The sequence below is a fragment of the Pseudomonas sp. FP198 genome (genome assembly GCF_030687895.1).
GTDB lineage: Bacteria > Pseudomonadota > Gammaproteobacteria > Pseudomonadales > Pseudomonadaceae > Aquipseudomonas.
Genome location: NZ_CP117452.1, coordinates 3,663,999 through 3,689,584, shown reverse-complemented (window position 1 = coordinate 3,689,584; position 25,586 = coordinate 3,663,999). Strand labels below are relative to the sequence as shown.

Below are 25,586 nucleotides of genomic sequence, written 5' to 3'. Positions count from 1 at the left end.
TCCTCACTGAACCGCGGCCGCGGGCGCGTTCATCAAAACGATCGCAGCGGTCACCAGCATGTTGATCAGGGTCAGCGGCAGGCAGAACTTCCAGCTGAAGTCCATCACCTGGTCGTAGCGTGGGCGCGGGATCGAGGCGCGCAGCAGGACGAACAGCATGATGAAGAACGCGGTCTTCAGGGCGAACCAGACGAAGGACAGTTGCGGCAGGATGCCGAACGGACCGTGCCAGCCGCCAAAGAACAGCGTTACCAGCAGCGCCGAGATCAGGATGATGCCGATGTACTCGCCAACGAAGAACATGCCCCATTTCATGCCGGCATATTCAATGTGGTAACCGTCGGCCAGTTCCTGTTCCGCTTCCGGCTGGTCGAAGGGGTGACGGTGAGTCACGGCGACGCCGGCGATGAAAAACGTACAGAAACCGAAGAACTGCGGAATGATGAACCACAGGTTCTGGGCCTGGTACTCGACGATGTCGCGCATGTTGAACGAGCCGGCCTGGATCACGATACCCATCAGCGACAGGCCCATGAACACTTCATAGGACACGGTCTGGGCCGAGGCCCGCAGGCTGCCGAGCAGGGCGAACTTGTTGTTGCTCGACCAACCGGCGAACAGCACCGCGTACACCGAAAGACCGGCCATGGCGAAGAAGAACAGCAGGCCGATGTTCAGGTCCGCCACGCCCCAGGTCGGGGTGATCGGGATGACCGCGAAGGCGATCAGCAAGGCGCTCATGGCCACGACCGGTGCCAGGGTGAAGATCACCTTGTCGGCAAACGGTGGCGTCCAGTCTTCCTTGAAGAACATCTTGATCATGTCGGCGGCGATCTGGAACATGCCGAACGGGCCGACGCGGTTCGGACCGTAGCGGTCCTGCCACCAGCCCAGCAGGCGACGTTCGACGAAGCTCAGCAACGCGCCGCAGACCACCACGGCCAGCAGGATCACGATGGCCTTGAGGACCGTCAGGATCACCGCGATCACTTCAGGGGTGAACCAGCTCATTGCGCCGCCTCCTGCAGACCGTCGACAGTCTTGCCGAAAATCGCCGGTGGAATGCCCGCCAGGCCAGCCGGCAGGGCCACCAGGCCGGCGCCCAGTTCTTCATTGATGCGCAGCGGCAGACGCAAGGTCCGGCCCGCAACGTTCAGGCTCAGCAAGGCGCCATCGTTGACGCCCAGGCGATCGGCTTCGGACTTGGCCAGCGACACGTAGGCCGCCGGGATGCGCTCCTGCACCGGCTCGGCCTTGGAAGAGTTCTCTTCACTGCCGAACAGGTGATGGAACGGCACGACCTGCCAGGTGCCCGGTGCCGGGTTGAAGGCGCGTGGCACGCTGGCGAACCAGCCGAGGCCATCGCCCTGGCTTTCGATCAGGCGGGTGCCCGGATCACCGGCGCGCAGGTGACCGCCGACTTCGTCCTGGAACTTGTTCCAGGCTTGCGGCGAGTTCCAGCCCGGCGACCAGGCGAACGGCACTTGGGAGCGCGGTTCGGCGGAGCCCGAGTAACCTTCCATGGAGAAGGCGAACGCGGTGTCATTGTCCTGCGGCATACGCGGTTCGTGCACGCTGATATTGGCGCGCATCGCGGTGCGACCGGAGTAGCGCAGCGGTTCGCGCGCCAGCTTCAGGCCCTTGATGCGGAACGCGGCGGACGGCGCGGCGTCGACGATGCGGGCCAGTTGCGGGCTGCTCGAAGCGACGGCGGCGGTGACGTGGTCCAGCTGGGTCCAGTCGATCGGCTGGTTCAGCAGGGTCGCGCGCAAGGCGTGCAGCCAGCGCCAGCCTTCGTGGACCAGGATGCTGGCGTCCAGGTATTGCGGATCAAAGACCTGGAAGAAGCGCTGGGCGCGACCTTCCTGGCTGACCAACGTACCGTCGCCTTCGGCGAAGCTCGCCGCCGGCAGCACCAGGTCGGCGCGGTCGGTGGTGGCGGTCTTCTGATGGTCGGCGACGATCACCACCTTGGCGGCGTTCAGCGCAGCATCGACCTTGGCGTTGTCGGTGCGGGTGAACAGGTCGTTCTCCAGCACCACGATGGCGTCGGCGCTGCCGTCGATCACTGCTTGCAGGGCGGCATCGACCGATTCGCCACCGAGCATGGCCAGGCCGAGGCTGTTGGCTTCCGGCACGACCAGGCTGATGGAACCGTTCTTCTCGCGCAGCTTCAGGGCCTTGGCGATGTTGGCGGCGGCTTCGATCAGCGCCTTGGAACCCAGCGAGGTGCCAGCGATGATCAGTGGACGCTTGGCCGCCAGCAGGGCGTCGGCGATGCGCTGGGCCAGGCCGGCGGCTTCGCTGTCCAGGCCGTCGACGGCCGGGGCGCTGGCGTCCAGGGCGTGGGCGACGGCAAAACCGATGCGCGCGAGGTCGTCCGGAGCGGCGTGGACGCATTCTTCGGCGACGTCGTCGAGCTTGGTTTCAGCGAGGCTGGCGATGAACAGCGGGTTCAGCGCGTGCTGGCCGATGTTCTTCACCGCTGCGTCGAGCCACGGCTGGACGCGCATGGCGTCGGCCATGTCCTCGGCCTTGCCTTTTACCGACTGACGCAGGGCCAGGGCCATGCGGGCGGCGGTCTGGGTCAGGTCTTCGCCGAGGACGAACACCGCGTCGTGATCTTCGATGTCGCGCATCGTCGGCACGGGCAGCGGGCTGTCCTTGAGCACTTGCAGCACCAGGCGAATACGTTCCAGCTCGCCGGCTTCGATGCCGCTGTAGAAGTGCTCGGCGCCGACCAGCTCACGCAGGGCGTAGTTGCTTTCCAGGCTCGCCCGTGGCGAACCGATGCCGACAATGTTGCGACCGCGCAGCAGTTCGGCGGCCTTGTCCAGGGCTTCGTCCAGGCTCAGCTTGGCGCCATTGGCGAGCAGCGGCTGGCGCGGGCGGTCCTTGCGATTGACGTAGCCATAGCCAAAACGGCCACGGTCGCAGAGGAAATACTGGTTCACCGAACCGTTGTAGCGGTTTTCGATGCGGCGCAGTTCGCCGTAGCGTTCGCCCGGGCTGATGTTGCAGCCGCTCGAGCAGCCATGGCAGATGCTCGGTGAGAACTGCATGTCCCACTTGCGGTTGTAGCGCTCGGAGTGCGTCTTGTCGGTGAACACACCGGTCGGGCAGACCTCGGTGAGGTTGCCGGAGAACTCGCTTTCCAGGGTGCCGTCTTCAACGCGACCGAAGTACACGTTGTCGTGGGCGCCGAACACGCCCAGGTCGGTGCCGCCGGCGTAGTCCTTGTAGAAACGCACGCAGCGGTAGCAGGCGATGCAGCGGTTCATCTCGTGGGAAATGAACGGGCCGAGGTCCTGGTTCTGGTGGGTGCGCTTGGTAAAGCGATAACGGCGCTCGTTGTGGCCGGTCATCACGGTCATGTCTTGCAGGTGGCAGTGGCCGCCTTCCTCACAGACCGGGCAGTCGTGAGGGTGGTTGGTCATCAGCCATTCGACGACGCTGGCGCGAAACACTTTCGCTTCTTCGTCGTCGATGGAGATCCAGCTGCCGTCGGTGGCGGGGGTCATGCAGGACATGACGATCCGACCACGCTTGTCGTTCTCGTCGGTGTACTGCTTGACCGCGCACTGGCGACAGGCGCCAACGCTGCCAAGGGCGGGGTGCCAGCAGAAATAAGGAATGTCGAGGCCCAGCGACAGACATGCCTGTAACAGGTTGTCTGCGCCATCGACTTCGAGCTCTTTGCCGTCTACGTGGATAGTGGCCATGGTTCAAAGTTCTTCGTTGGCCCGGTGTCAGCGGGCGTGGCTAATGGAATCTTGTTATTCGTCCGAATCCAAACAGCCTCGGTGAAAAGGCGTCATCGAACGAAAGGCGAAGGGCACGGACCCTTCGCCTTGTTAAGCGTCGTTACGCGCCGACCATGGTCGGCGAGACCACCTGATTGAGATCGCCCGCGCGGGTGGGCGCGATGCCGGCCTCGAATTCAGGGCGGAAGTATTTGATTGCGCTGCCCAGCGGCTCCACGGCACCCGGTGCGTGAGCACAGAAGGTCTTGCCTGGGCCGAGGAAACCGACCAGACCCAGCAGGGTCTCGATGTCGCCGGCCTGGCCCTGGCCGTTCTCGAGGGCCATCAGCAGCTTGACGCTCCATGGCAGGCCATCGCGGCAAGGGGTGCAGAAACCGCAGGACTCGCGCGAGAAAAACTGTTCCATGTTACGCAGCAGGGAAACCATGTTGACGCTGTCGTCCACCGCCATCGCCAGGCCGGTACCCATCCGGGTGCCGACCTTGGCGATGCCGCCGGCATACATCTGTGCGTCCAGGTGTTCCGGCAACAGGAAACCGGTACCGGCGCCGCCGGGCTGCCAGCACTTGAGCTTGTAGCCGTCGCGCATGCCGCCGGCGTAGTCCTCGAACAGCTCGCGCGCGGTGACGCCGAATGGCAATTCCCACAGGCCAGGGTTCTTGACCTTGCCGGAGAAGCCCATGAGCTTGGTGCCCATGTCTTCGCTGCCGTCACGGGCCAGGGATTTGTACCAGTCCACGCCGTCGGCGATGATTGCCGGCACGTTGCACAGGGTCTCGACGTTGTTCACGCAGGTCGGCTTGCCCCAGACGCCGACAGCGGCGGGGAAGGGCGGCTTGGAGCGCGGGTTGGCGCGGCGGCCTTCGAGGGAGTTGATCAACGCGGTTTCTTCACCGCAGATGTAGCGCCCGGCGCCGGTGTGGACGAACAGCTCGAAATCAAAACCCGAGCCGAGGATGTTCTTGCCCAGCAGGCCGGCGGCCTTGGCTTCTTCCACGGCACGGTTCAGGTGCCTGGCGGCGGTGGTGTATTCGCCGCGCAGGAAAATATAGCCACGGTAGGTTTTCAGCGCGCGTGCACTGATCAGCATGCCTTCGATCAGCAGATGGGGCAGTTGCTCCATCAGCATGCGGTCTTTCCAGGTGTTGGGTTCCATCTCGTCCGCGTTGCACAGCAGGTAGCGGATGTTGATGGACTCGTCCTTGGGCATCAGGCCCCACTTCACGCCCGTGGGGAAACCCGCGCCGCCACGACCCTTGAGGCCGGAGTCTTTCACGGTCTGGACGATGTCGTCGGCAGCCATGTCGGCGAACGCCTTGCGCGCCGCGGCATAGCCGTTCTTCGCCTGGTATTCGTCCAGCCATACCGCCTCGCCGTCGTCACGCAGGCGCCAGGTCAAGGGATGGGTTTCGGCCGAACGCTGGATGCGGTTGGCGGGCCCGAAGGAAGTCAGGGTCATACGTAGCCCTCCAGCAGTTTGGCGACGCCATCCGGCTTGACGTCACCAAAGGTGTCGTCGTCGATCATCAGCGCCGGTGCCTTGTCGCAATTGCCCAGGCAGCACACCGGCAGCAGGGTGAAGCGGCCGTCGGCGGTGGTCTGGCCCAGGCCGATGCCCAGCTTGCCCTGGATTTCGCTGACCACCGACTCGTGGCCGCCGATGTAGCAGACCATGCTGTCGCAGACGCGAATGATGTGGCGGCCTACCGGCTGGCGGAAAATCTGGCTGTAGAACGTGGCGACGCCTTCGACGTCGCTGGCCGGAATGCCGAGGATCTCGCCGATGGCGTAGAGCGCGCCATCCGGCACCCAGCCACGTTCCTTCTGGACGATCTTCAGGGCTTCGATCGACGCCGCGCGCGGGTCTTCGTAGTGATGCAGCTCGTGCTCGATGGCCGAGCGCTCGGTTTCGCTCAGGGCGAAACGGTCTGTCTGGATAAGCGTGCTGTTCATGCTTAGCGGTCCACGTCGGCCATAACGAAATCGATACTACCCAGGTACGCGATCAAGTCCGCGACCATGCTGCCTTTGATCACCGAAGGGATCTGCTGCAGGTGCGGGTAGCTTGGGGTGCGAATCCGGGTGCGGTAGCTCATGGTGCCGCCATCGCTCGTCAGGTAATAACTGTTGATGCCCTTGGTCGCTTCGATCATCTGGAAGGATTCGTTGGCCGGCATGACCGGGCCCCACGAAACCTGCAGGAAGTGCGTGATCAGGGTCTCGATGTGTTGCAGCGTGCGCTCTTTTGGCGGCGGCGTGGTCAGCGGGTGGTCCGCCTTGTACGGGCCTTCCGGCATGTTGCGCATGCACTGCTCGATGATCTTGACGCTCTGGCGCATTTCCTCGACGCGAACCAGGCAGCGGTCATAGGCATCGCCACTGGACGCCAGCGGGACTTCGAACTCGAAGTTCTCGTAGCCGGAGTACGGGCGCGCCTTGCGCAGGTCGAAATCAAGGCCGGTGGCGCGCAGGCTCGGGCCGGTGACGCCCCATTCCAGCGCTTCCTTGGTGTTGTACGCGGCGACGCCGACGGTACGCCCCTTGAGGATGCTGTTCTGCAACGCAGCCTTGGTGTATTCGTCCAGGCGCTTGGGCATCCACTCGACGAAATCCTTGACCAGCTTTTCCCAGCCGCGCGGCAGGTCGTGGGCAACGCCACCGATGCGGTACCACGCCGGGTGCAGGCGGAAACCGGTGATGGCTTCGATCACGGTGTAGGCTTTCTGGCGGTCGGTGAAGGTGAAGAACACCGGTGTCATGGCGCCCACGTCCTGGATATAGGTCCCCAGGAACAGCAGGTGGCTGGTGATCCGGAAGAACTCGGCCATCATGATGCGGATCACGTTGACCCGGTCCGGCACCGTGATGCCCGCCAGTTTTTCCACCGACAGGACGTACGGCAGGTTGTTCATCACGCCGCCGAGGTAATCGATGCGGTCGGTGTACGGAATATAGCTGTGCCAGGACTGACGCTCGCCCATCTTCTCGGCGCCACGGTGGTGGTAGCCGATGTCCGGGACGCAATCGACGATCTCTTCACCGTCCAATTGCAGGATGATACGGAACGCACCGTGGGCCGAAGGGTGGTTCGGGCCCAGGTTGAGGAACATGTAGTCCTCGTTGGCGCCGGAACGCTTCATGCCCCAGTCTTCCGGCTTGAAGCGCGCGGATTCTTCCTCGAGCTGCTGCTTGGCCAGGGTCAGGCTGTACGGGTCGAACTCGGTGGCGCGGGCCGGGAAGTCCTTGCGCAACGGGTGACCTTCCCAGGTCGGCGGCATCATGATCCGGGTCAGGTGCGGGTGGCCGGGGAAGTCGATGCCGAACATGTCCCAGACTTCACGCTCGTACCAGTTGGCGTTCGGCCAGATGCCGGTCACGGTCGGCACGCTGAGGTCGCTCTCGGACAAGGCGACCTTGATCATTACGTCACTATTACGCTCGATCGACAGCAGGTGGTAGAACACGGTGAAGTCGGCGCCCGGCAGCCCCTGGCGCTTGGTGCGCAGGCGCTCGTCCACGCCGTGCAGGTCATAAAGCATGACGTACGGCTTGGGCAGGTTGCGCAGGAAAGTCAGGACTTCGACGAGCCTGGCGCGGGCAACCCAAAGCACCGGCATGCCGGTGCGGGTGGCCTGGGCGGTGAACGCCTCGGCGCCAAAGCGGTTGTTCAGTTCGACGACCACATCCTGGTCGTCTGCCTTGTAAGGCGGGATGTACAGAGCACTGCCTGTAGTCATGGTTATTTATCGCTTTCGGTCAACGTAAAGAATGAAGCCAGGTTCTCGTTTCTTCTACAGAACTAGAGCTGGATCAGACTTCGTCGGGGCTGCGCAGGTTGGTGACTGCGATTCGCTGTTCGCGGCGCTGTTCCTTTTGCGACGGCATGTCGGCGCGATAGACGCCTTGATCACCGACGACCCAGGACAGTGGGCGACGCTCCTGGCCGATGGATTCCTGCAGCAGCATCAGGCCTTGCAGGAACGCTTCGGGGCGGGGCGGGCAGCCGGGCACGTAGACATCCACCGGGAGGAACTTGTCGACTCCCTGGACCACGGAATAAATGTCGTACATGCCGCCGGAATTGGCACACGCGCCCATGGAAATGACCCACTTGGGTTCCAGCATCTGTTCGTACAGGCGCTGGATGATGGGAGCCATTTTCAGGAACGGCGTACCGGCGATAACCATGAAGTCCGCCTGGCGCGGCGATGCCCGGATTACCTCGGCGCCAAAGCGCGCGATGTCGTGGGGCGCCGTGAAGGCGGTGGTCATTTCCACGTAGCAGCACGAAAGGCCGAAGTTGTACGGCCACAGGGAGTTCTTGCGACCCCAGTTGACCGTGCTGTTCAGCACGTCTTCGAGCTTGCCCATGAAGATGTTCTTGTGAACTTGATCCTCTAACGGATCGGAAACGGTTTCCCGCTTGCCGATCGGATACTGCTCGTTAGGAGCATCGGGGTCGATCCTGGTGAGATTGTATTGCATTGCCAAAGCCTCATTGTTTCAGCTTCGCCTGCCGCTTGCGCCGAGCTTCCGGAGCCCAATCAAGAGCCCCCACCCGGTAAAGGTAGACAAGACCTGCCAACAGAATTGCTATGAAAACGAGAGCTTCGACGAATCCGGTCCAGCCGCTTTCGCGGACGGACACAGACCATGCAAAGAGAAAAAGGGCTTCGATATCGAAGATCACGAAGAGCATCGCGACCAGATAGAATTTGGCTGAGAGCCGCAAGCGGGCGCCACCGGTAGGCAGCATGCCGGACTCGAACGGTTCATTCTTGCTGCGGCCCCAGGCTTTTGACCCGAGCAGGCTCGACACGCCGAGCATGAAGGCACACAGGCCGACAACACCCAGAAGGAAAATGGCAAAGCCCCAGTTGTGGGCCATGAGTCCTGTCGCTTCGGGCATGCTGGAAATCCTTAACAGAGAGCAAAGGTCTCTGAGCTTGAAAAGAAATAACGCAGTGACGATATGTCGCAGCAATCAATCGCGGTGATTTTATGGCTAAACACCGGGCAAGTAAAATTCCTATAGCGAAATTATTTATTGGAATAAGGACATAGCGCGCCTCCACTCCCTCGCGAGCCCGGCCCCGTGGGGATTGGCTGTCGAATCCACAAGGGAATTTCGTTTTGAATGTAACAATGGAAACGACCTTTAAATGATAATTATTATTGTTTGGCCTTCAATCGCCGCATCAGCTCGATACAACAACTGAGAACATGTCTTATATAGCGGTGACCGCAGTTGTCAGCGCCGGCCGTTTTACTCTTTTTCAGACTGCCCGATACTGCGTTCGATCAATTTTTCTGCGTATCCACTCATTTTCCTGTGGGAGCGAGCTTGCTCGCGATAGCGGTGTGTCAGTCATCTGCATTTCAACTGGTCTGACGCTATCGCGAGCAAGCTCGCTCCCACAAAGGGTAGGGGCAGTTTGCGAAGCATAGGCAAAAAAAAGCCCCGAACCAGTCGGGGCTTCAAATCGTCGGCCTTGCGGTTAGCTTTTATTCGGTCCGCAAGGGCCGTTTACACGTGCAATCAGTGGAACTGTTCTTCTTCGGTCGAGCCGGTCAGTGCGGTCACCGATGAGGTACCGCCCTGGATCACGGTGGTCATGTCGTCGAAGTAGCCGGTGCCGACTTCCTGCTGGTGGGCCACGAAGGTGTAGCCTTTGGCGGCGTCAGCGAACTCCTGCTCTTGCAGCTTCACGTAGGCGGTCATGTCGTTGCGGGCGTAGTCGTGCGCCAGGTTGAACATGCTGTGCCACATGTTGTGGATGCCGGCCAGGGTGATGAACTGGTGCTTGTAGCCCATGGCGGACAGTTCGCGCTGGAACTTGGCGATGGTCGCGTCGTCCAGGTTTTTCTTCCAGTTGAAGGAAGGCGAGCAGTTGTACGACAGCAGTTGGTCCGGGTATTCCTTCTTGATCGCTTCGGCGAAGCGACGAGCCTCGTCCAGGTCCGGCTTGGCGGTTTCGCACCAGATCAGGTCGGCGTACGGGGCGTAGGCCAGGCCGCGGGCGATGGCCTGGTCGAGACCGGCGCGCACCTTGTAGAAGCCTTCCTGGGTACGGGTGCCGGTGACGAACGGCTGGTCGTACGGATCGCAGTCGGAGGTCAGCAGGTCAGCGGCGTTGGCGTCGGTACGGGCCAGGATGATGGTCGGTACGCCGGCAACGTCGGCGGCCAGGCGCGCAGCGGTGAGCTTCTGTACGGCTTCCTGGGTGGGAACCAGTACCTTGCCGCCCATGTGGCCGCATTTTTTAACCGAGGCCAGCTGATCTTCGAAGTGCACGCCGGCGGCGCCTGCCTCGATCATGCTCTTCATCAGTTCGTAGGCGTTCAGTACGCCGCCGAAACCGGCTTCGGCGTCAGCCACGATTGGCGCGAAGTAGTCGATGTAGCCTTCGTCGCCCGGGTTCTTGCCGGCTTTCCACTGGATCTGGTCGGCGCGACGGAACGAGTTGTTGATGCGCTTGACCACGGTTGGAACCGAATCCACCGGGTACAGCGACTGGTCGGGGTACATGGACTCGGCGGAGTTGTTGTCCGCAGCCACTTGCCAACCCGACAGGTAGATGGCCTGGATACCGGCCTTGACCTGCTGCACAGCCTGGCCGCCGGTCAGGGCGCCCATGCAGTTGACGAAGTCTTTCTCGGGACGGAAGGCTGGCTTGGCGCCCTGGGTGACCAGGTTCCACAGCTTCTCGGCGCCCATTTTCGCGAAGGTGTGCTCAGGTTGCACCGAGCCACGCAGACGGACGACGTCAGCAGCCGAATAATTGCGCTTCACGCCTTTCCAGCGCGGGTTTTCAGCCCAGTCTTTTTCAAGGGCTGCAATTTGCTGTTCGCGTGTCAGTGCCATGGAAATAAACCTCGTCGCGTCTTGTATGGATGGTCGTTCCGGGCTGGAAGGTTCCAGCTCGTCAATCGCACCAGTCATTGGTGTGAAGGGCTGCTCGCTGACCAGGAGGCTGGCGTACAAGTCGGTTCAGGCGGGGAGGCGACGGGATGAACGATGGGCTCGAGGGGAAAGTGAGCAGGTAGGGGCGTGCTGCGGGCGCATTCGGGCGTCGTGGGCCTTCATACGAACTCAGAGTGATGCCGGGTTACCTAGTTACGCTTCCGTCCCTCGGGACAACTTCGTTCCAGTCGCAACCTCGTCAAACACACCTTGTGGGCGGTACAGACACGAATCGGCTCGCAGGGTAGTTGCGAGCTTCGACCCGAAGGCCCTTGCCAGGGCCCCTGATTAGCGGGAGCGAGGCCATCATGCCTTCGGTTTTTTGGCTCGTCAAACGTTTTGTAGTGCTTTTTTCCAGGCACTACATCTTTGGTCTAATACGACTTATCAGTCAGTTTCTGGTGCTTCAGTTCAGCGTATCGACCTTGACCCGCAAAATCACGTCATCCCGGCCTTGGGTCGAGTAGCTGCGGGTCAGGCCTTGTTTATCGGCCTGATTCTGCCGATTCACCCCGGCCAGGGTGATCCACTCGCCCAGGCGCCCGCTGACGGTTGTGTCGGTGCTTTGCACGTTCACTACATCGGGACGTTCCTGGCTCATGCGGTCACGGTTGGTGCTGATGCTCAGATGAACGGTCTCGCCGGTGACGCTGGCCGTTACGTAAAACCCTTGGGTGACGTTGCGGTATTCGGTCTGGCTTTGCATGCGCCCGTAGCCATCGGTCTGGTTACTGGTGAAGGGCACGCTCTGGCCCACCTGGATCAGCGCCGGCTGGCCCTCGCTGGCCTGGATCTGCTGCACGCCGCCGTCACGGCTGGCGGTGCTGCGGTTGATGATGCGGGTCTGGCTGGGTGCGGCGCCGTTGATCGAGTAACCCTGGTCGCCTTGCAGGTTGTTTTCATTGGTGTCGACCGTGATCAGCAGGCGCTTGGGAGCCACGTCGAGCTGCGCCAGGAATTGTCGAAGTTCTTCGATCTTGCCGGGTTCGGCGTTGACGATCAGCTGGTTGCCGTAAGCGCTGACCTGGCCATCCTTGCCGATGAAGTTCTGCGCCACCGGCAGCAAGTCCGCGCTGGTGCGGTAGTTCAGCGGCACGATTTCGGTAGCCGCCATGACTGACAGGCTGCAACCGAGCAGCAGGGTGGTCAGCAGGGTACGTAGGGACATGTCCATTTCTCCGCGAGACAAAAGCTGGATATTGCCAGTTTGTCGGCCCCGGGTGGGGCAAGTTGAATGGTAGACGGCAAAACGCCCCGGCATCGGTGGATGGCGGGGCGCTTAGGGATGGCTTCAGGGCCTCATCGCGAGCAAGCTCGCTCCCACATGAGTCGCGAGTGTACGCAAATCATAGGTTCGCCGCTGGCCCCTGTGGGAGCGAGCTTGCTCGCGATGGCCGCACCACGGTCTTCAGGCCGAATGACGGACCATGTCCACGTGAGGAATCCCGGCTTCGAGAAACTCCTCGCTGACCACCGCGAAACCCAGTCGCTCGTAGAACGGCGTGGCGTGCACCTGGGCGCTGAGCATCTGCTGCTTGAGCCCGCGCTTCTCGGCCTCGGCGATTGCTGCATGCATCAGCGCATCGCCGACCTTCAGGCCGCGCCAATCCTTGAGGACCGAGACGCGGCCGATATGGCCTTCAGTCAACAAGCGCGCGGTGCCGATGGGGAAGTCGCCTTCGAAGGCCAGGAAATGCACGGCATCCTGATCGTCCGAATCCCACTCCAGCTCCGGCGGCACGGATTGCTCGGCAATGAATACCGCTTCACGAATGCGCCGGATCTCGGCGTTATCCTTTTGCCAGTCTGCGACACGAACGTGAATTTTATTCATCGGCGAACCCCAGGCTACCTTGCTTGACCAACTCATGAATGAGGCCGCGACCGTCCTCGTCGGCCAGCCAGGGGCCGAGGTTTTCGATGTGCAGCGCGTCGGCGGCACAGATCATCTTCAGCAGGTCGCGCAATTTGCCCGGCAAATAACGGCTCTGGCCGCTGGCGAACAGCAGCAGGTCGTCATCGACTTCCGACCAGGCCAGGCGAGCGCTTGGGTTGCGAATGATCACCGCGCCCTGTTCCAGGCCGGCCAGCAGATCGTCTTCTTCCAGCTCCGGGCCGACGACCAGTTCCGGATAGCGCGGCTCGGTCATGAACTGGCCGAACCAGGTCAGCAGCAGGCGCTCGTCGCTCATGTGCTCGGCCAGCAGGCCCTTGAGGCGGTCCAGGGCGTCATGCTGGATCTGATGCGGATCGGCGACAGGCCGCGCATCGGCGTCGGTGTAGCGCTCTTCGTCCGGCAGGAACTGGCTGAGGAAGTCGGTGAAATGGGTCAGCACCTCGGCGGCGCTCGGTGCGCGGAAACCCACCGAATAGGTCATGCAGTCATCCACGGCGACGCCGCAGTGGGCCAGGCGCGGCGGCAGGTAGAGCATGTCGCCAGGTTCCAGGACCCATTCCTCGGTCGCCTCGAAATCGGCGAGGATGCGCAGGTCTGCATGGGGCAGCAGCGGGCTTTCGGAGTTGCACATCTGGCCGATTTTCCAGTTGCGCTTGCCGTGGCCCTGCAGCAGGAACACATCGTAGTTGTCGAAATGCGGGCCGACGCCGCCACCTGGGGCAGCGAAGCTGATCATCACATCGTCGATGCGCCAGCTCGGCAAAAAGCGGAAATGCTCCAGCAGCTCGCTGACTTCCGGCACGAATTGATCGACCGCCTGCACCAGCAGGGTCCACTCGCGCTCCGGCAGTTTGCTGAATTCGTCTTCGGCGAACGGACCGCGACGCAATTCCCAGGGGCGCTCGCCGTGTTCGATCACCAGGCGTGACTCGATCTCTTCCTCAAGCGCAAGGCCGGCCAGTTCGTCGGCGTCGATCGGGCTTTCGAAGTCAGGAATGGCCTGGCGGATCAGCAGGGGTTTCTTCTGCCAGTAGTCGCGCAGGAACTCCCGTGCCGTGATACCGCCCAGGAGTTGCAGTGGAATGTCAGAATTCATGTGTAACCTATTGAAAAAATATACTTTTCAGACGCGAATAAAAACGCCCGGCGCGGCCGGGCGTCTCAAAGGTGAAGCGATGTGTCAGATGCGCTTGGCTTGTGCCGCCGCGTTGCCGATGTAGCTGGCCGGGGTCAGCTTCTTCAGCTCTGCCTTGGCCTCGGCAGGCATGTCCAGGCCATCGATGAAAGTCTGCAACGCGTCCGGGCTGATGCCCTTGCCACGGGTCAGTTCCTTCAGCTTTTCATAGGGGTTTTCGATGTTATAGCGACGCATCACGGTCTGGATCGGCTCGGCCAGGACTTCCCAGCAGGCATCCAGGTCGGCGGCGATTTTCTGCTCGTTCAGTTCCAGCTTGCTGATGCCCTTGAGGCTGGCCTCGTAGGCGATGACGCTGTGGGCAAAACCTACGCCCAGGTTGCGCAGCACGGTGGAGTCGGTCAGGTCGCGCTGCCAGCGGGAAATCGGCAGCTTGCTCGCCAAGTGCTGGAACAGCGCGTTGGCGATGCCCAGGTTGCCTTCGGAGTTTTCGAAGTCGATCGGGTTGACCTTGTGCGGCATGGTCGAGGAACCGATTTCGCCGGCGATGGTGCGCTGCTTGAAGTAACCCAGGGAGATGTAGCCCCAGATGTCACGGTCGAAGTCGATCAGGATGGTGTTGAAGCGCGCGATCGCGTCGAACAGCTCGGCGATGTAGTCGTGCGGTTCGATCTGGGTGGTGTACGGGTTGAAGCTCAGGCCCAGCTCGTCTTCGATGAAGGCACGGGCATTGGCTTCCCAGTCGATGTCCGGGTAGGCCGACAGGTGGGCGTTGTAGTTGCCCACGGCGCCGTTGATCTTGCCCAGCAGTGGCACGGCGGCCACCTGGGCGATCTGGCGCTCCAGGCGATACACCACGTTTGCCAGTTCCTTGCCCAGGGTGGTCGGCGAAGCCGGTTGACCGTGGGTACGCGACAGCATCGGCACGTCGGCGAAGCGGATCGCCAGTTCGCGGATGGCCTGGGCGGTCTGGCGCATCAGGGGCAGCATCACGTCGTCACGGCCTTCGCGCAGCATCAGGGCGTGGGACAGGTTGTTGATGTCCTCGCTGGTGCAGGCAAAGTGAATGAATTCGCTGACGTTGGCCAGTTCCGGCAGCTTGGCCGCCTGCTCCTTGAGCAGGTATTCGATCGCCTTGACGTCGTGGTTGGTGGTGCGCTCGATCTCTTTGACGCGCTCGGCGTGCTCCAGCGCGAAATCGTCGGCCAGGGCGTTCAGTACCGCGTTGGCTTCGGCGGAAAAGGCCGGTACTTCGCCAATGCCAGGATGAGCGGCCAGGCGCTGGAGCCAGCGCACTTCAACCAGAACGCGGGCACGGATCAGGCCGTACTCGCTGAAAATAGGGCGCAGGGCCTGGGTTTTGCCGGCGTAGCGGCCGTCTACAGGGGAAACCGCAGTGAGCGAAGAGAGCTGCATGGGGTGTTCTCGGACAGTCGGGCAACGAAATGGGGCGCGTATCATACATGAAATCCAGCGCCGGTCCGTTGCCAACTGACCGACGTGTTACGCGTATCGAGATAAAACTGTTTATTGCCCGTGGCGAGGGAGCTTGCTCCCGCTGGGCCGCGAAGCAGCCCTGAATCCAAGCAGCGCGCTAGACCCGCCGGGCTCAGGGGCTGCGTTGCAGCCCAGCGGGAGCAAGCTCCCTCGCCACAAAGGCGACTTATTCGTTGCGCATCAACGGGTAAAGCTCTTTGAGCAATTTGCGCCGGCTGATCACCAGCTGCCAGCGATGCCCACCCAGTTGCCGCCACAGCCGCGCCGAGCGAATCCCGGCCAGCAACAGGGCGCGGATCTTCGAAGCGTTACTAGGCTGCTGCAGGTTGCGCATGTCGCCATGCACCTGGATGCGCTGGCGCAGAGTGCTCAAGGTGTCTTGGTACAGCGCACCGCAAGCGGCGATCACGTTCTCGTGGGACGGGCCGAAGTGTTCGACCTGGGACTGGATCTGGGGCAGGCGTTTGCCGATGGTCTCCAGCAGATCGTCGCGCTTGGCCAACTGGCGCTCCAGGCCCAGCATCGACAGGGCGTAGCGCAGCGGCTCGCGTTGCAGGGCGCTGGGGTCGCGCTCCAGGGCGCCGATCAGCGCACGGTAGCCTTCGCGCAGGTTCAGGTCATCGCCACCATAGACTTCCAGGGTGTCCTTGGGGTCGCGTACCAGCAGGCTGCCGAGCATACAGCCCAGGCCGGCTTCGGTGGCCTGGCCGGTCTTGGCGATCCGGTCCACCAGCACCGCGGCGAGAAACACCCCGCCGAGTGCCGTCAGTTGTTCCTGGATCGGCGTCATGCCTGGCTGCTCCATGGCTCGGCGACTTCTATCACGCCGCCGCCGAGGCAGATTTCACCGTCGTAGAACACCACGGACTGGCCGGGCGTGACCGCGCGCTGCGGATCATCGAACGTGGCGCGATAGCCGCTGGCGGTTTTTTCCAGAGTGCAGGGCTGGTCGCTCTGGCGGTAGCGAACCTTGGCCGTCAGGCGGCGCGGTTCGCTGAGGTCGACCGGGTTGACCCAATAGATATCGGAGGCGAGCAGGGCGCGGGAAAACAGCCATGGATGGTCGTTGCCCTGGCCAACGATCAGCTCGTTGTGCTCCAGGTCCTTGACCAGCACGTACCACGGCTCTTCACCGGCGTCTTTCAAGCCGCCGATGCCCAGGCCCTGGCGCTGGCCGATGGTGTGGTACATCAGGCCATGGTGGCGGCCGATGACTTCGCCTTCGGTAGTCTTGATCTCGCCCGGCTGGGCCGGCAGGTATTGCTTGAGGAAATCGCTGAAGCGTCGTTCGCCAATGAAGCAGATCCCGGTGGAATCCTTCTTCTTGGCGGTGGCCAGGTCATGTTTCTCGGCAATTGCGCGCACTTCGGGTTTTTCCAGCTCGCCCACCGGGAACAGGGTCTTGGCGATCTGTTCACCGCCGACGGCGTGCAGGAAATAACTCTGGTCCTTGTTCGGGTCCAGGCCCTTGAGCAGCTCGGTACGACCGTCGATGTCGCGGCGGCGCACGTAGTGGCCGGTGGCGATCAGGTCGGCCCCGAGCATCATGGCGTAGTCGAGGAACGCCTTGAACTTGATTTCGCGGTTGCAGAGGATGTCCGGGTTCGGCGTGCGACCGGCCTTGTATTCGGCGAGGAAGTGCTCGAACACGTTGTCCCAGTATTCCGCGGCGAAGTTGGCGGTATGCAGCTTGATGCCGATCCGGTCGCAGACGGCCTGGGCGTCCGCCAGGTCGTCCATGGCGGTGCAGTATTCGGTTCCGTCGTCTTCTTCCCAGTTCTTCATGAACAGGCCTTCCACCTCGTAACCCTGCTCGATCAGCAGAAGGGCGGAAACGGAAGAGTCCACGCCGCCGGACATGCCGACTATGACGCGTTGCTTGGGGGTGTTCGAAGAGGCTGGATCACGCATAGGAATTCAATGAGTGTCTTGAAAAAGGACGCGATTCTATCAGGCCCGGGCGTGCAAGGCTAAAGAGAAGGGCGGATAAGCTCCAGGCTGTGGCGATGGCCGGCCAGGTAATCGTCGATGCAGCGGATGACCAGCTCGCTGCGCCAGCGGTCGCGCTGTGCCAGCAATTCGTCGCGGGTCAGCCACTTGGCGCCGAGGATGCCGTCGTCCAGTTGGTAATCCGGGTGGTGTTTCAGGGCTTTGGCGGCGAAGCAGACCCGCTGGTAGGTCACGCCGTTGCTCGGGGCGGTGTAGAGGTAAATGCCGGTGACGCTGGTGGGTTCGACGTCCCAGCCGGTTTCTTCGAGGGTTTCGCGTATGGCGGCTTGGATCAGGGTTTCGTTGGGGTCCAGGTGGCCGGCGGGCTGGTTGAGCACTGCTCGTCCGCCTTTGGATTCTTCGACCATCAGGAAGCGGCCTTGGTCTTCGACGATGGTGGCGACGGTGATGTGGGGTTGCCAGTTCATGAGACTCCTCTGTTTTCGTTTTTCGGGTTGGGCGGCAGCGGGATTGTTGACTGGGTACATATCCATTGCTGCGGTCACGGCTGCTTATGGTTCCGCTCTTACAGCGGGTCACTTTTTTCAGACGCCAAAAAAGTAACCAAAAAGGCTTTGCCCCACCACTCGGTGCCTCGCCTGGGCTCGGCATGCCCTCACTCCGGCATTGCTCCGTGGGCCGCCGCGAAGGGCCGTCCCTGGCCCAGCGCGGCTATCCCGGCATCCATGCCGGGATGCCCACTGCGCAATGCCTGCGTTCGGCCATCGTGGTTAATGGGGCGCCCCAGATCAGGATCAAGATCAAAAGCGAGGCGGCCTGATAGCGGGCCTGGTTCTTGGTGAGACCGTGTTTCTCCTGTGGGAGCGAGCCTGCTCGCGAAGGCGGCCTGGCAGCCGACCTGTCTCTGGCGGCTGTACTCCAATCCAACTGTGGGAGCGAGCTTGCTCGCGATAGCGGTGGGTCAGTCAATATTTGAATTGAATGATGAATTGCAATCGCGAGCAAGCTCGCTCCCACAGGGTCGGGTGCTGTCTGATGGATAGTGTAAATGCCAGAAACACAAACCCCGGCACCAGGCCGGGGTTTGTGGTGTTTCCTTGCAACCTTATACCAGCGCAGCAATCGCCGCGTTGAAGGTGTTGCTCGGGCGCATGGCCTTGCTGGTCAGCTCAGGGTTGGCGAAGTAGTAGCCGCCGATGTCCACTGGCTTGCCTTGGACGGCGTTGAGCTCGGCAACGATTTTTTCTTCGTTGTCGGTCAGGGTCTTGGCCAGGGTGGTGAACTGCGCCTTGAGGGCTGCGTCGTCATCCTGGGCGGCCAGTGCCTGGGCCCAGAACAGGGTCAGGTAGAAGTGGCTGCCGCGGTTGTCGATGCCGCCGACCTTGCGCGAAGGCGACTTGTTGCGGTCCAGGAATTCGCCAGTCGCCTGGTCGAGAGTCTTGGCCAGCACCAGTGCTTTCGGGTTGTTGTAGGTCACGCCCAGGTGTTCCAGGGATGCGGCCAGAGCCAGGAACTCGCCCAGGGAATCCCAACGCAGGAAGTTCTCTTCCAGCAGTTGCTGAACGTGCTTGGGCGCCGAACCGCCGGCGCCGGTTTCGAACAGGCCGCCACCGTTCATCAGCGGCACGATCGAGAGCATCTTGGCGCTGGTGCCCAGTTCCATGATCGGGAACAGGTCGGTCAGGTAGTCACGCAGTACGTTGCCGGTCACCGAGATGGTGTCCTTGCCTTCGCGGGTGCGCGCCAGGGTGAACTTCATCGCGTCGACAGGCGACATGATGCGAATGTCCAGGCCGCTGGTGTCGTGATCCTTCAGGTAAGCCTGGACCTTCTCGATCATCACGCCATCGTGGGCGCGCATCGGGTCGAGCCAGAAGATCGCCGGGGTGCTGCTGGCGCGGGCACGGTTGACGGCGAGCTTGACCCAATCCTGGATCGGCGCGTCCTTGGTCTGGCACATGCGGAAGATATCGCCAGCCTCGACGTTCTGTTCCAGCAGGGTACGACCGTCGCTGTCCGAGACGCGGACCACACCGTCAGCCTTGATCTGGAAGGTCTTGTCGTGGGAGCCGTACTCTTCGGCTTTCTTGGCCATCAGGCCAACGTTCGGCACGCTGCCCATGGTGGTCGGGTCGAAGGCACCGTGTTGCTTGCAGTCTTCGATCACGGCCTGGTAGATGGTCGCGTAGCAGCGATCCGGGATCACGGCCTTGGTGTCGTGCAGCTGGCCGTCGGTGCCCCACATCTTGCCGGAGTCACGGATCATGGCTGGCATCGAGGCGTCGACGATGACGTCGCTCGGCACGTGCAGGTTGGTGATGCCTTTGTCGGAGTTGACCATCGCCAGTGCCGGACGAACGGCATAGACCGCCTGGATGTCGGCTTCGATCTGCGCCTGCTGCTCGGCCGGCAGGGCCTTGATGCGGGCGTACAGGTCGCCGATGCCGTTGTTCAGGTTGAAGCCGATCTGCTCCAGTACCTGGGCGTGCTTGGCCAGCGCGTCCTTATAGTACTCAGCCACGATCTGACCGAACATGATCGGGTCGGAGACCTTCATCATGGTCGCTTTGAGGTGAACCGACAGCAGTACGCCTTTCTGCTTGGCGTCTTCGATTTCGGCGGCGATGAAATGGCGCAGGGCATTTTTGCTCATGACCGCGCAATCGAGGATCTCACCGGCTTGGACGGTGGTTTTTTCTTTCAGGACAGTGGCAGTACCGTCCTTGGCGATCAGCTCGATCTTCACGCTGCCCGCGGCGTCGATCAGGGCGGCTTTTTCGCTGCCGTAGAAATCGCCGGTGCTCATGTGGGCCACGTGGGATTTGGAGTCGGCAGCCCAGGCGCCCATCTTGTGCGGGTGCTTGCGAGCGTAGTTCTTCACCGACAGCGGCGCGCGGCGGTCGGAGTTGCCTTCGCGCAGGACCGGGTTCACGGCGCTGCCCTTGACCTTGTCGTAACGGGCGCGCGTTTCTTTTTCGGCGTCGGTGGTCACGGTTTCCGGGTAGTCCGGCAGTGCGTAGCCCTGGGCCTGCAATTCCTTGATCGCGGCCTGCAGTTGCGGCACCGAGGCGCTGATGTTCGGCAGCTTGATGATGTTGGCTTCAGGCGTGACGGCCAGGTCGCCCAGTTCGGCGAGGTGGTCGGCTACGGCTTTGTCACCCAGTTGCTCGGGGAAGCTGGCCAGGATGCGCCCTGCGAGGGAGATATCGCGGGTCTCCACGGCGATATCGGCCGAAGCGGTGAAGGCTTCGACGATCGGCAGCAGCGAATAGGTGGCGAGGGCAGGCGCTTCGTCGGTGAAGGTATAGATGATCTTCGAGCGGGTGGGCATATTCGGATTAACTCTCTTCTTTGCTAAAGCATGCGCAGAAACTCGAGGGGCGCCGGGTAAGCGCGTTCGTTCAAAGTCATCCGTGAGCCGAATGTCGAGGTTTCTTCGCGGTGATGTTGGGTGCATCAGTCGAGCGTCAAGCGGTCGGGCCGCGGTAACGGTCCGGCTTTCAAATTGGCGGAAAGTCTCGTGATAGAGCCGTCAGCCGTCGTGACCCTGTGGTCAGCGGCGGCATTATACATAGGTAGCTGGCGATCTGCCGACGGTTCATAGACTTCCGTATACGTCCATTGGTCTAAACGTCGCATGCCGCGGGGCTGGACTATGCTCAAGTTTGGCGCTTTTCCCTTGGTTTTCAGGCTTGTACGCGGCGAACTCGGTTTATTTGCCGAGGACGGGCCGAACGTAGGGTTTGCGTGCCGATACAACTGGGGTACGCTCGAACGCAGCCAGATGTTCAATCCAAGCAATGGAGTTCAGCATGGGGTATCAAAAGATTCAGGTTCCAGCCGTCGGTGACAAAATCACCGTCAATGCAGACCATTCTCTTAATGTTCCCGACAATCCGATCATCCCTTTCATTGAAGGTGACGGCATTGGCGTTGATATCAGTCCGGTCATGATCAAGGTTGTCGACGCCGCGGTCGAGAAGGCTTATGGCGGCAAGCGCAAGATTTCCTGGATGGAAGTCTATGCCGGTGAAAAAGCCACCCAGGTCTACGACCAGGACACCTGGCTTCCCCAGGAAACCCTGGACGCGGTCAAGGACTACGTGGTTTCCATCAAGGGCCCGCTGACCACCCCGGTCGGTGGCGGTATCCGCTCGTTGAACGTCGCGCTGCGCCAGCAGCTGGACTTGTATGTCTGCCTGCGCCCGGTGCGCTGGTTCGAGGGTGTGCCAAGCCCGGTGAAGAAGCCTGGCGATGTCGACATGACCATCTTCCGCGAGAACTCCGAAGACATCTATGCAGGCATCGAGTGGAAGGCCGGTTCGGCCGAGGCCACCAAGGTCATCAAGTTCCTCAAGGAGGAAATGGGTGTTACCAAGATCCGCTTCGACGAGGATTGCGGTATCGGCGTCAAGCCGGTTTCCAAGCAGGGCACCAAACGTCTGGCGCGCAAAGCCTTGCAATATGTTGTCGACAATGACCGCGATTCGCTGACCATCGTGCACAAAGGCAACATCATGAAGTTCACCGAAGGTGCCTTCAAGGAATGGGCCTACGAAGTGGCGGCCGAAGAGTTCGGTGCGACCCTGCTCGATGGCGGGCCCTGGATGCAGTTCAAGAATCCGCGGACCGGCAAAAATGTCGTGGTCAAGGATGCCATCGCCGACGCCATGCTTCAGCAGATCCTGCTGCGCCCGGCCGAGTACGACGTGATCGCGACCCTGAACCTCAACGGCGACTATCTCTCCGACGCTCTGGCGGCTGAAGTGGGCGGTATCGGTATCGCGCCGGGCGCCAACCTGTCGGACACCGTGGCGATGTTCGAGGCCACCCACGGCACCGCGCCCAAATATGCCGGCAAGGACCAGGTCAACCCGGGTTCGCTGATCCTGTCGGCGGAAATGATGCTGCGTCACATGGGCTGGACCGAAGCGGCCGACCTGATCATCAAGGGCACCAACGGCGCGATCTCGGCCAAGACCGTGACCTATGACTTCGAACGCCTGATGGACGGAGCCAAGCTGGTATCGTCTTCCGGCTTTGGTGATGCACTGATTTCGCACATGTAGGCGGATCGTTACGCAACTGAAAACGCCCGGCTCGAGTGATCGATCCGGGCGTTTTGCCTGAGGAGGGGCGGGTGTGTCAGCCTTTTTCGGAGGCGGTGACGTGCTCCAGGGCGTTGACGGATTCGGGCGTGGCGTCGGCGTTGTCCTGCGCGACGGGCGTGATGGCGACCGCATGTACGCCCTTGGGACCCTGGATCATGCTGAACGACACGGTTTGCCCGGCCTTCAAGGTCTTGTAGCCGTCCATCAGGATCGCCGAGTAGTGAGCGAACAGGTCTTCCTTATTCGGATCGCCATCGCGGTTGATAAACCCGAAGCCCTTGGAGTTGTTGAACCATTTGACCTTGCCCTTGAATGTCATCCCGGTACCCGGCATACCAATATCCCTCTGCAACACACCCCGCCATGGGAGTATCATCCTGACCATCCGCCGTCGATCATTGAAATCGGATTGACTTCACGGACCTTTTTAACCCACGGTGGGCTCTATTGGTTGTAACACCGATTTGCCGATAGTCAAGGTGATCGGGCAGTAGCGGTTGAAATCGCCTGCAAGCGGCCCCATCACTGTATTCGCCAACTAAACGAACCTTTCTTTCCATGCATGCAATCAGCCAGATTCGACTAACATTCAATCAGGATCGCCCGGATCTACATGACGACGATTCAGCGGGTATTGCTGTTCAGGAATCAAAGCCCGCTTTACAGGCTCCACCGATGTACAAGGTGGTTTTGTTCAACGATGACTACACACCGATGGATTTCGTCGTCGAAGTGCTCGAGGTGTTTTTTAACCTGAATCGCGAGCTGGCGACCAAGGTCATGCTGGCCGTCCATACAGAGGGACGGGCAGTATGTGGAGTGTTTACCCGCGACATCGCCGAGACAAAGGCCATGCAGGTCAACCAGTACGCCCGGGAAAGCCAGCATCCGCTACTCTGTGAAATCGAGAAGGACGGTTAACGCCGACCACTTGGGTATGAGGTGAAGCTATGTTAAACCGCGAGCTCGAAGTCACCCTCAATCTTGCCTTCAAGGAGGCTCGTTCGAAGCGTCATGAATTCATGACCGTCGAACACCTGCTGCTGGCCCTATTGGATAATGAGGCTGCCGCCACCGTTTTGCGTGCCTGCGGCGCAAACCTCGATAAACTCAAGCATGATCTGCAGGAGTTCATCGACTCCACCACGCCATTGATCCCCGTTCATGACGAGGATCGCGAAACCCAGCCAACCCTGGGCTTCCAGCGTGTATTGCAGCGTGCTGTCTTTCACGTACAGAGCTCGGGCAAGCGCGAAGTCACCGGCGCCAATGTCCTGGTCGCGATCTTCAGCGAGCAGGAAAGCCAGGCGGTCTTCCTGCTCAAGCAGCAGAGCGTGGCGCGTATCGATGTGGTCAACTACATCGCCCATGGCATCTCCAAGGTGCCCGGGCATGGCGATCATTCCGAAGGTGAGCAGGACATGCAGGACGACGAGGGCGGTGAGTCTTCTTCTTCAGGCAATCCCCTGGATGCCTATGCCAGCAACCTGAACGAACTGGCGCGCCAGGGCCGTATCGACCCGCTGGTCGGGCGCGAGGCGGAAGTCGAGCGCGTGGCGCAGATCCTGGCCCGGCGTCGCAAGAACAATCCGCTGCTGGTAGGCGAGGCGGGCGTGGGCAAGACCGCGATCGCCGAGGGCCTGGCCAAGCGCATCGTCGATAACCAGGTGCCGGACCTGCTGGCCAACAGCGTCGTCTATTCCCTCGACCTGGGTGCCTTGCTGGCCGGTACCAAGTACCGCGGCGACTTCGAGAAACGCTTCAAGGCGCTGCTCGGCGAGCTGAAGAAACGTCCGCAGGCGATCCTGTTCATCGACGAGATCCACACCATCATCGGTGCCGGTGCTGCGTCGGGTGGCGTCATGGATGCCTCGAACCTGCTCAAGCCGTTGCTCTCTTCGGGTGATATCCGTTGCATCGGCTCGACCACGTTCCAGGAATTCCGCGGCATTTTCGAGAAAGACCGTGCCCTGGCCCGGCGTTTCCAGAAAGTCGACGTCTCGGAGCCGTCGGTGGAAGACACCATCGGCATCCTGCGCGGCCTGAAAGGGCGTTTCGAGCTGCACCACAGCATCGAATACAGCGATGAAGCGTTGCGCGCCGCCGCCGAGCTGGCCTCGCGCTACATCAATGATCGGCACATGCCGGACAAAGCCATCGATGTCATCGACGAGGCGGGTGCCTACCAGCGCCTGCAACCGGTGGAGAATCGCGTCAAGCGCATCGACGTGCCGCAGGTCGAGGACATCGTCGCGAAGATCGCGCGGATTCCACCAAAACACGTCACCAGTTCCGACAAGGAACTGCTGCGTAACCTGGAACGCGACCTGAAGCTCACGGTGTTCGGCCAGGATGCGGCCATCGACTCGCTGTCGACCGCCATCAAGCTGTCGCGCGCCGGTCTCAAGTCGCCGGACAAACCGGTCGGTTCGTTCCTGTTCGCCGGGCCTACCGGTGTCGGCAAGACCGAGGCGGCACGGCAGTTGGCCAAGGCGCTGGGGATCGAGCTGGTGCGCTTCGACATGTCCGAGTACATGGAGCGTCACACCGTATCGCGGTTGATCGGTGCGCCTCCAGGTTATGTCGGGTTCGACCAGGGCGGCCTGCTGACCGAGGCGATCACCAAGCAGCCGCACTGCGTGCTGTTGCTCGATGAGATCGAGAAGGCGCATCCGGAAGTCTTCAATCTGCTGCTGCAGGTCATGGACCACGGTACGCTGACCGACAACAACGGACGCAAGGCGGATTTCCGCAACGTGATCATCATCATGACCACCAACGCCGGCGCTGAAACCGCTGCGCGCGCTTCGATCGGTTTCACCCATCAGGACCACTCGTCCGATGCGATGGAAGTGATCAAGAAGAGCTTCACGCCTGAGTTCCGTAACCGCCTGGACACTATCATCCAGTTTGGTCGCCTCAGCCATGAAGTCATCAAGAGCGTGGTGGACAAGTTCCTTACCGAACTTCAGGCGCAGCTCGAAGACAAGCGGGTGTTGTTGGAGGTTACCGATGCAGCCCGCAGCTGGCTGGCCGAAGGTGGCTACGATGTGACGATGGGAGCGCGGCCAATGGCGCGCCTGATCCAGGACAAGATCAAGCGTCCACTGGCGGAGGAAATCCTCTTTGGCGAACTGGCCGAGCATGGCGGTGTGGTCCACATCGACATCAAGGATGGCGAGCTGACGTTCGACTTCGAAACCACGGCGGAAATGGCCTGATCGTTACCTGCAGCAAAGTAAAAAGGCGCCGAAAGGCGCCTTTTTGC

General features: G+C 61.4%; 21 protein-coding genes. 4 read left to right on the top strand and 17 right to left on the bottom strand.

Annotation, left to right across the window (positions count from 1 at the left end; genetic code table 11):
* Nucleotides 1-3: 3 nt before the first annotated feature.
* From nuoH to PSH78_RS16670, 15 genes are all read right to left on the bottom strand, one after another.
* The gene (nuoH, locus tag PSH78_RS16740; protein ID WP_186609329.1) at nt 4-1,011 is read right to left on the bottom strand and encodes an NADH-quinone oxidoreductase subunit NuoH; all 1,008 of its coding nucleotides are present in this window, start codon (nt 1,009-1,011) and stop codon (nt 4-6) included.
* Nucleotides 1,008-3,722 carry an NADH-quinone oxidoreductase subunit NuoG gene (nuoG, locus tag PSH78_RS16735; protein ID WP_305495564.1) on the bottom strand — a complete coding sequence of 905 codons (2,715 nt, stop codon included), beginning with the start codon at nt 3,720-3,722 and terminating at the stop codon, nt 1,008-1,010. The genes nuoH and nuoG overlap by 4 nt, the downstream gene beginning before the upstream one ends.
* A gap of 142 nt (nt 3,723-3,864) precedes the next feature.
* Nucleotides 3,865-5,223, bottom strand: a complete 1,359-nt coding sequence (gene nuoF / locus PSH78_RS16730; RefSeq protein ID WP_305495563.1) for an NADH-quinone oxidoreductase subunit NuoF — start codon at nt 5,221-5,223, stop codon at nt 3,865-3,867.
* The gene (gene nuoE / locus PSH78_RS16725) at nt 5,220-5,717 is read right to left on the bottom strand and encodes an NADH-quinone oxidoreductase subunit NuoE (protein ID WP_003180060.1); all 498 of its coding nucleotides are present in this window, start codon (nt 5,715-5,717) and stop codon (nt 5,220-5,222) included. The genes nuoF and nuoE overlap by 4 nt, the downstream gene beginning before the upstream one ends.
* Before the next feature lie 2 nt (nt 5,718-5,719).
* Nucleotides 5,720-7,501: an NADH-quinone oxidoreductase subunit C/D gene (gene nuoC / locus PSH78_RS16720; protein WP_305495562.1), complete on the bottom strand. Its 1,782-nt coding sequence runs from the start codon at nt 7,499-7,501 to the stop codon at nt 5,720-5,722.
* Nucleotides 7,502-7,574: 73 nt separating this feature from the next.
* On the bottom strand, nt 7,575-8,249 hold the full coding sequence (locus PSH78_RS16715; protein ID WP_186609323.1) for an NADH-quinone oxidoreductase subunit B family protein: 675 nt from the start codon (nt 8,247-8,249) through the stop codon (nt 7,575-7,577).
* A 10-nt stretch (nt 8,250-8,259) separates the two neighbouring features.
* A complete protein-coding gene (locus tag PSH78_RS16710; protein WP_030141323.1) occupies nt 8,260-8,673 on the bottom strand; it encodes an NADH-quinone oxidoreductase subunit A in 414 nt (137 codons plus the stop codon).
* A gap of 630 nt (nt 8,674-9,303) precedes the next feature.
* A complete protein-coding gene (gene aceA, locus PSH78_RS16705) occupies nt 9,304-10,629 on the bottom strand; it encodes an isocitrate lyase (RefSeq protein WP_014337679.1) in 1,326 nt (441 codons plus the stop codon).
* A 505-nt stretch (nt 10,630-11,134) separates the two neighbouring features.
* Nucleotides 11,135-11,896, bottom strand: a complete 762-nt coding sequence (locus PSH78_RS16700; RefSeq protein ID WP_305495559.1) for a secretin N-terminal domain-containing protein — start codon at nt 11,894-11,896, stop codon at nt 11,135-11,137.
* A gap of 240 nt (nt 11,897-12,136) precedes the next feature.
* A complete protein-coding gene (locus PSH78_RS16695; protein WP_305495557.1) occupies nt 12,137-12,562 on the bottom strand; it encodes a GNAT family N-acetyltransferase in 426 nt (141 codons plus the stop codon).
* The gene (locus tag PSH78_RS16690) at nt 12,555-13,721 is read right to left on the bottom strand and encodes a cupin domain-containing protein (protein WP_305495555.1); all 1,167 of its coding nucleotides are present in this window, start codon (nt 13,719-13,721) and stop codon (nt 12,555-12,557) included. Before PSH78_RS16690 ends, PSH78_RS16695 begins: the two co-directional genes overlap by 8 nt.
* Nucleotides 13,722-13,805: 84 nt before the next feature.
* Nucleotides 13,806-15,176 carry an adenylosuccinate lyase gene (gene purB, locus PSH78_RS16685; RefSeq protein WP_305495554.1) on the bottom strand — a complete coding sequence of 457 codons (1,371 nt, stop codon included), beginning with the start codon at nt 15,174-15,176 and terminating at the stop codon, nt 13,806-13,808.
* A gap of 247 nt (nt 15,177-15,423) precedes the next feature.
* Nucleotides 15,424-16,047, bottom strand: coding sequence for a high frequency lysogenization protein HflD (hflD, locus tag PSH78_RS16680; protein WP_305495552.1), 624 nt, complete (start codon nt 16,045-16,047; stop codon nt 15,424-15,426).
* The gene (mnmA, locus tag PSH78_RS16675) at nt 16,044-17,168 is read right to left on the bottom strand and encodes a tRNA 2-thiouridine(34) synthase MnmA (RefSeq protein ID WP_305495550.1); all 1,125 of its coding nucleotides are present in this window, start codon (nt 17,166-17,168) and stop codon (nt 16,044-16,046) included. The genes hflD and mnmA overlap by 4 nt, the downstream gene beginning before the upstream one ends.
* A 59-nt stretch (nt 17,169-17,227) precedes the next feature.
* Nucleotides 17,228-17,674 (bottom strand): NUDIX hydrolase, encoded by a 447-nt coding sequence (locus PSH78_RS16670; RefSeq protein WP_305495548.1) that lies wholly within the window; start codon nt 17,672-17,674, stop codon nt 17,228-17,230.
* Between the two features lie 206 nt (nt 17,675-17,880).
* Here PSH78_RS16670 and PSH78_RS16665 point away from each other — a divergent pair, with 206 nt between their 5' ends.
* Nucleotides 17,881-18,027: a hypothetical protein gene (locus tag PSH78_RS16665; protein WP_305501435.1), complete on the top strand. Its 147-nt coding sequence runs from the start codon at nt 17,881-17,883 to the stop codon at nt 18,025-18,027.
* Between the two features lie 285 nt (nt 18,028-18,312).
* Here PSH78_RS16665 and PSH78_RS16660 read toward each other — a convergent pair whose 3' ends face one another.
* Complete coding sequence (locus PSH78_RS16660) at nt 18,313-20,538, bottom strand: NADP-dependent isocitrate dehydrogenase (RefSeq protein WP_305495547.1); 2,226 nt, start codon at nt 20,536-20,538, stop codon at nt 18,313-18,315.
* Between the two features lie 481 nt (nt 20,539-21,019).
* Here PSH78_RS16660 and icd point away from each other — a divergent pair, with 481 nt between their 5' ends.
* Nucleotides 21,020-22,276, top strand: coding sequence for an NADP-dependent isocitrate dehydrogenase (icd, locus tag PSH78_RS16655; protein ID WP_305495545.1), 1,257 nt, complete (start codon nt 21,020-21,022; stop codon nt 22,274-22,276).
* A 76-nt stretch (nt 22,277-22,352) separates the two neighbouring features.
* Here icd and PSH78_RS16650 read toward each other — a convergent pair whose 3' ends face one another.
* Nucleotides 22,353-22,652 carry a cold shock domain-containing protein gene (locus tag PSH78_RS16650; protein ID WP_305495543.1) on the bottom strand — a complete coding sequence of 100 codons (300 nt, stop codon included), beginning with the start codon at nt 22,650-22,652 and terminating at the stop codon, nt 22,353-22,355.
* A gap of 224 nt (nt 22,653-22,876) precedes the next feature.
* Between PSH78_RS16650 and clpS the strand changes: the two genes are divergently transcribed.
* Both clpS and clpA read left to right on the top strand, forming a co-directional pair.
* On the top strand, nt 22,877-23,239 hold the full coding sequence (clpS, locus tag PSH78_RS16645) for an ATP-dependent Clp protease adapter ClpS (protein WP_305495541.1): 363 nt from the start codon (nt 22,877-22,879) through the stop codon (nt 23,237-23,239).
* A 29-nt stretch (nt 23,240-23,268) separates the two neighbouring features.
* Nucleotides 23,269-25,539: an ATP-dependent Clp protease ATP-binding subunit ClpA gene (clpA, locus tag PSH78_RS16640; RefSeq protein WP_305495539.1), complete on the top strand. Its 2,271-nt coding sequence runs from the start codon at nt 23,269-23,271 to the stop codon at nt 25,537-25,539.
* The last annotated feature ends 47 nt before the right edge of the window (nt 25,540-25,586 follow it).

What these genes read in the sequence shown, in the direction of transcription:
- aceA (WP_014337679.1), bottom strand. Translation starts at nt 10,629, where the DNA reads ATGGCACTGACACGCGAACAGCAAATTGCAGCCCTTGAAAAAGACTGG.
- PSH78_RS16700 (WP_305495559.1), bottom strand. Translation starts at nt 11,896, where the DNA reads ATGTCCCTACGTACCCTGCTGACCACCCTGCTGCTCGGTTGCAGCCTG.
- PSH78_RS16670 (WP_305495548.1), bottom strand. Translation starts at nt 17,674, where the DNA reads ATGAACTGGCAACCCCACATCACCGTCGCCACCATCGTCGAAGACCAA.
- PSH78_RS16690 (WP_305495555.1), bottom strand. Translation starts at nt 13,721, where the DNA reads ATGAATTCTGACATTCCACTGCAACTCCTGGGCGGTATCACGGCACGG.
- PSH78_RS16710 (WP_030141323.1), bottom strand. Translation starts at nt 8,673, where the DNA reads ATGCCCGAAGCGACAGGACTCATGGCCCACAACTGGGGCTTTGCCATT.
- PSH78_RS16650 (WP_305495543.1), bottom strand. Translation starts at nt 22,652, where the DNA reads ATGCCGGGTACCGGGATGACATTCAAGGGCAAGGTCAAATGGTTCAAC.
- hflD (WP_305495552.1), bottom strand. Translation starts at nt 16,047, where the DNA reads ATGACGCCGATCCAGGAACAACTGACGGCACTCGGCGGGGTGTTTCTC.
- nuoH (WP_186609329.1), bottom strand. Translation starts at nt 1,011, where the DNA reads ATGAGCTGGTTCACCCCTGAAGTGATCGCGGTGATCCTGACGGTCCTC.
- nuoC (WP_305495562.1), bottom strand. Translation starts at nt 7,501, where the DNA reads ATGACTACAGGCAGTGCTCTGTACATCCCGCCTTACAAGGCAGACGAC.
- nuoE (WP_003180060.1), bottom strand. Translation starts at nt 5,717, where the DNA reads ATGAACAGCACGCTTATCCAGACAGACCGTTTCGCCCTGAGCGAAACC.
- clpA (WP_305495539.1), top strand. Translation starts at nt 23,269, where the DNA reads ATGTTAAACCGCGAGCTCGAAGTCACCCTCAATCTTGCCTTCAAGGAG.
- PSH78_RS16660 (WP_305495547.1), bottom strand. Translation starts at nt 20,538, where the DNA reads ATGCCCACCCGCTCGAAGATCATCTATACCTTCACCGACGAAGCGCCT.
- mnmA (WP_305495550.1), bottom strand. Translation starts at nt 17,168, where the DNA reads ATGCGTGATCCAGCCTCTTCGAACACCCCCAAGCAACGCGTCATAGTC.
- PSH78_RS16695 (WP_305495557.1), bottom strand. Translation starts at nt 12,562, where the DNA reads ATGAATAAAATTCACGTTCGTGTCGCAGACTGGCAAAAGGATAACGCC.
- clpS (WP_305495541.1), top strand. Translation starts at nt 22,877, where the DNA reads ATGCATGCAATCAGCCAGATTCGACTAACATTCAATCAGGATCGCCCG.
- nuoG (WP_305495564.1), bottom strand. Translation starts at nt 3,722, where the DNA reads ATGGCCACTATCCACGTAGACGGCAAAGAGCTCGAAGTCGATGGCGCA.
- nuoF (WP_305495563.1), bottom strand. Translation starts at nt 5,223, where the DNA reads ATGACCCTGACTTCCTTCGGGCCCGCCAACCGCATCCAGCGTTCGGCC.
- PSH78_RS16715 (WP_186609323.1), bottom strand. Translation starts at nt 8,249, where the DNA reads ATGCAATACAATCTCACCAGGATCGACCCCGATGCTCCTAACGAGCAG.
- purB (WP_305495554.1), bottom strand. Translation starts at nt 15,176, where the DNA reads ATGCAGCTCTCTTCGCTCACTGCGGTTTCCCCTGTAGACGGCCGCTAC.
- icd (WP_305495545.1), top strand. Translation starts at nt 21,020, where the DNA reads ATGGGGTATCAAAAGATTCAGGTTCCAGCCGTCGGTGACAAAATCACC.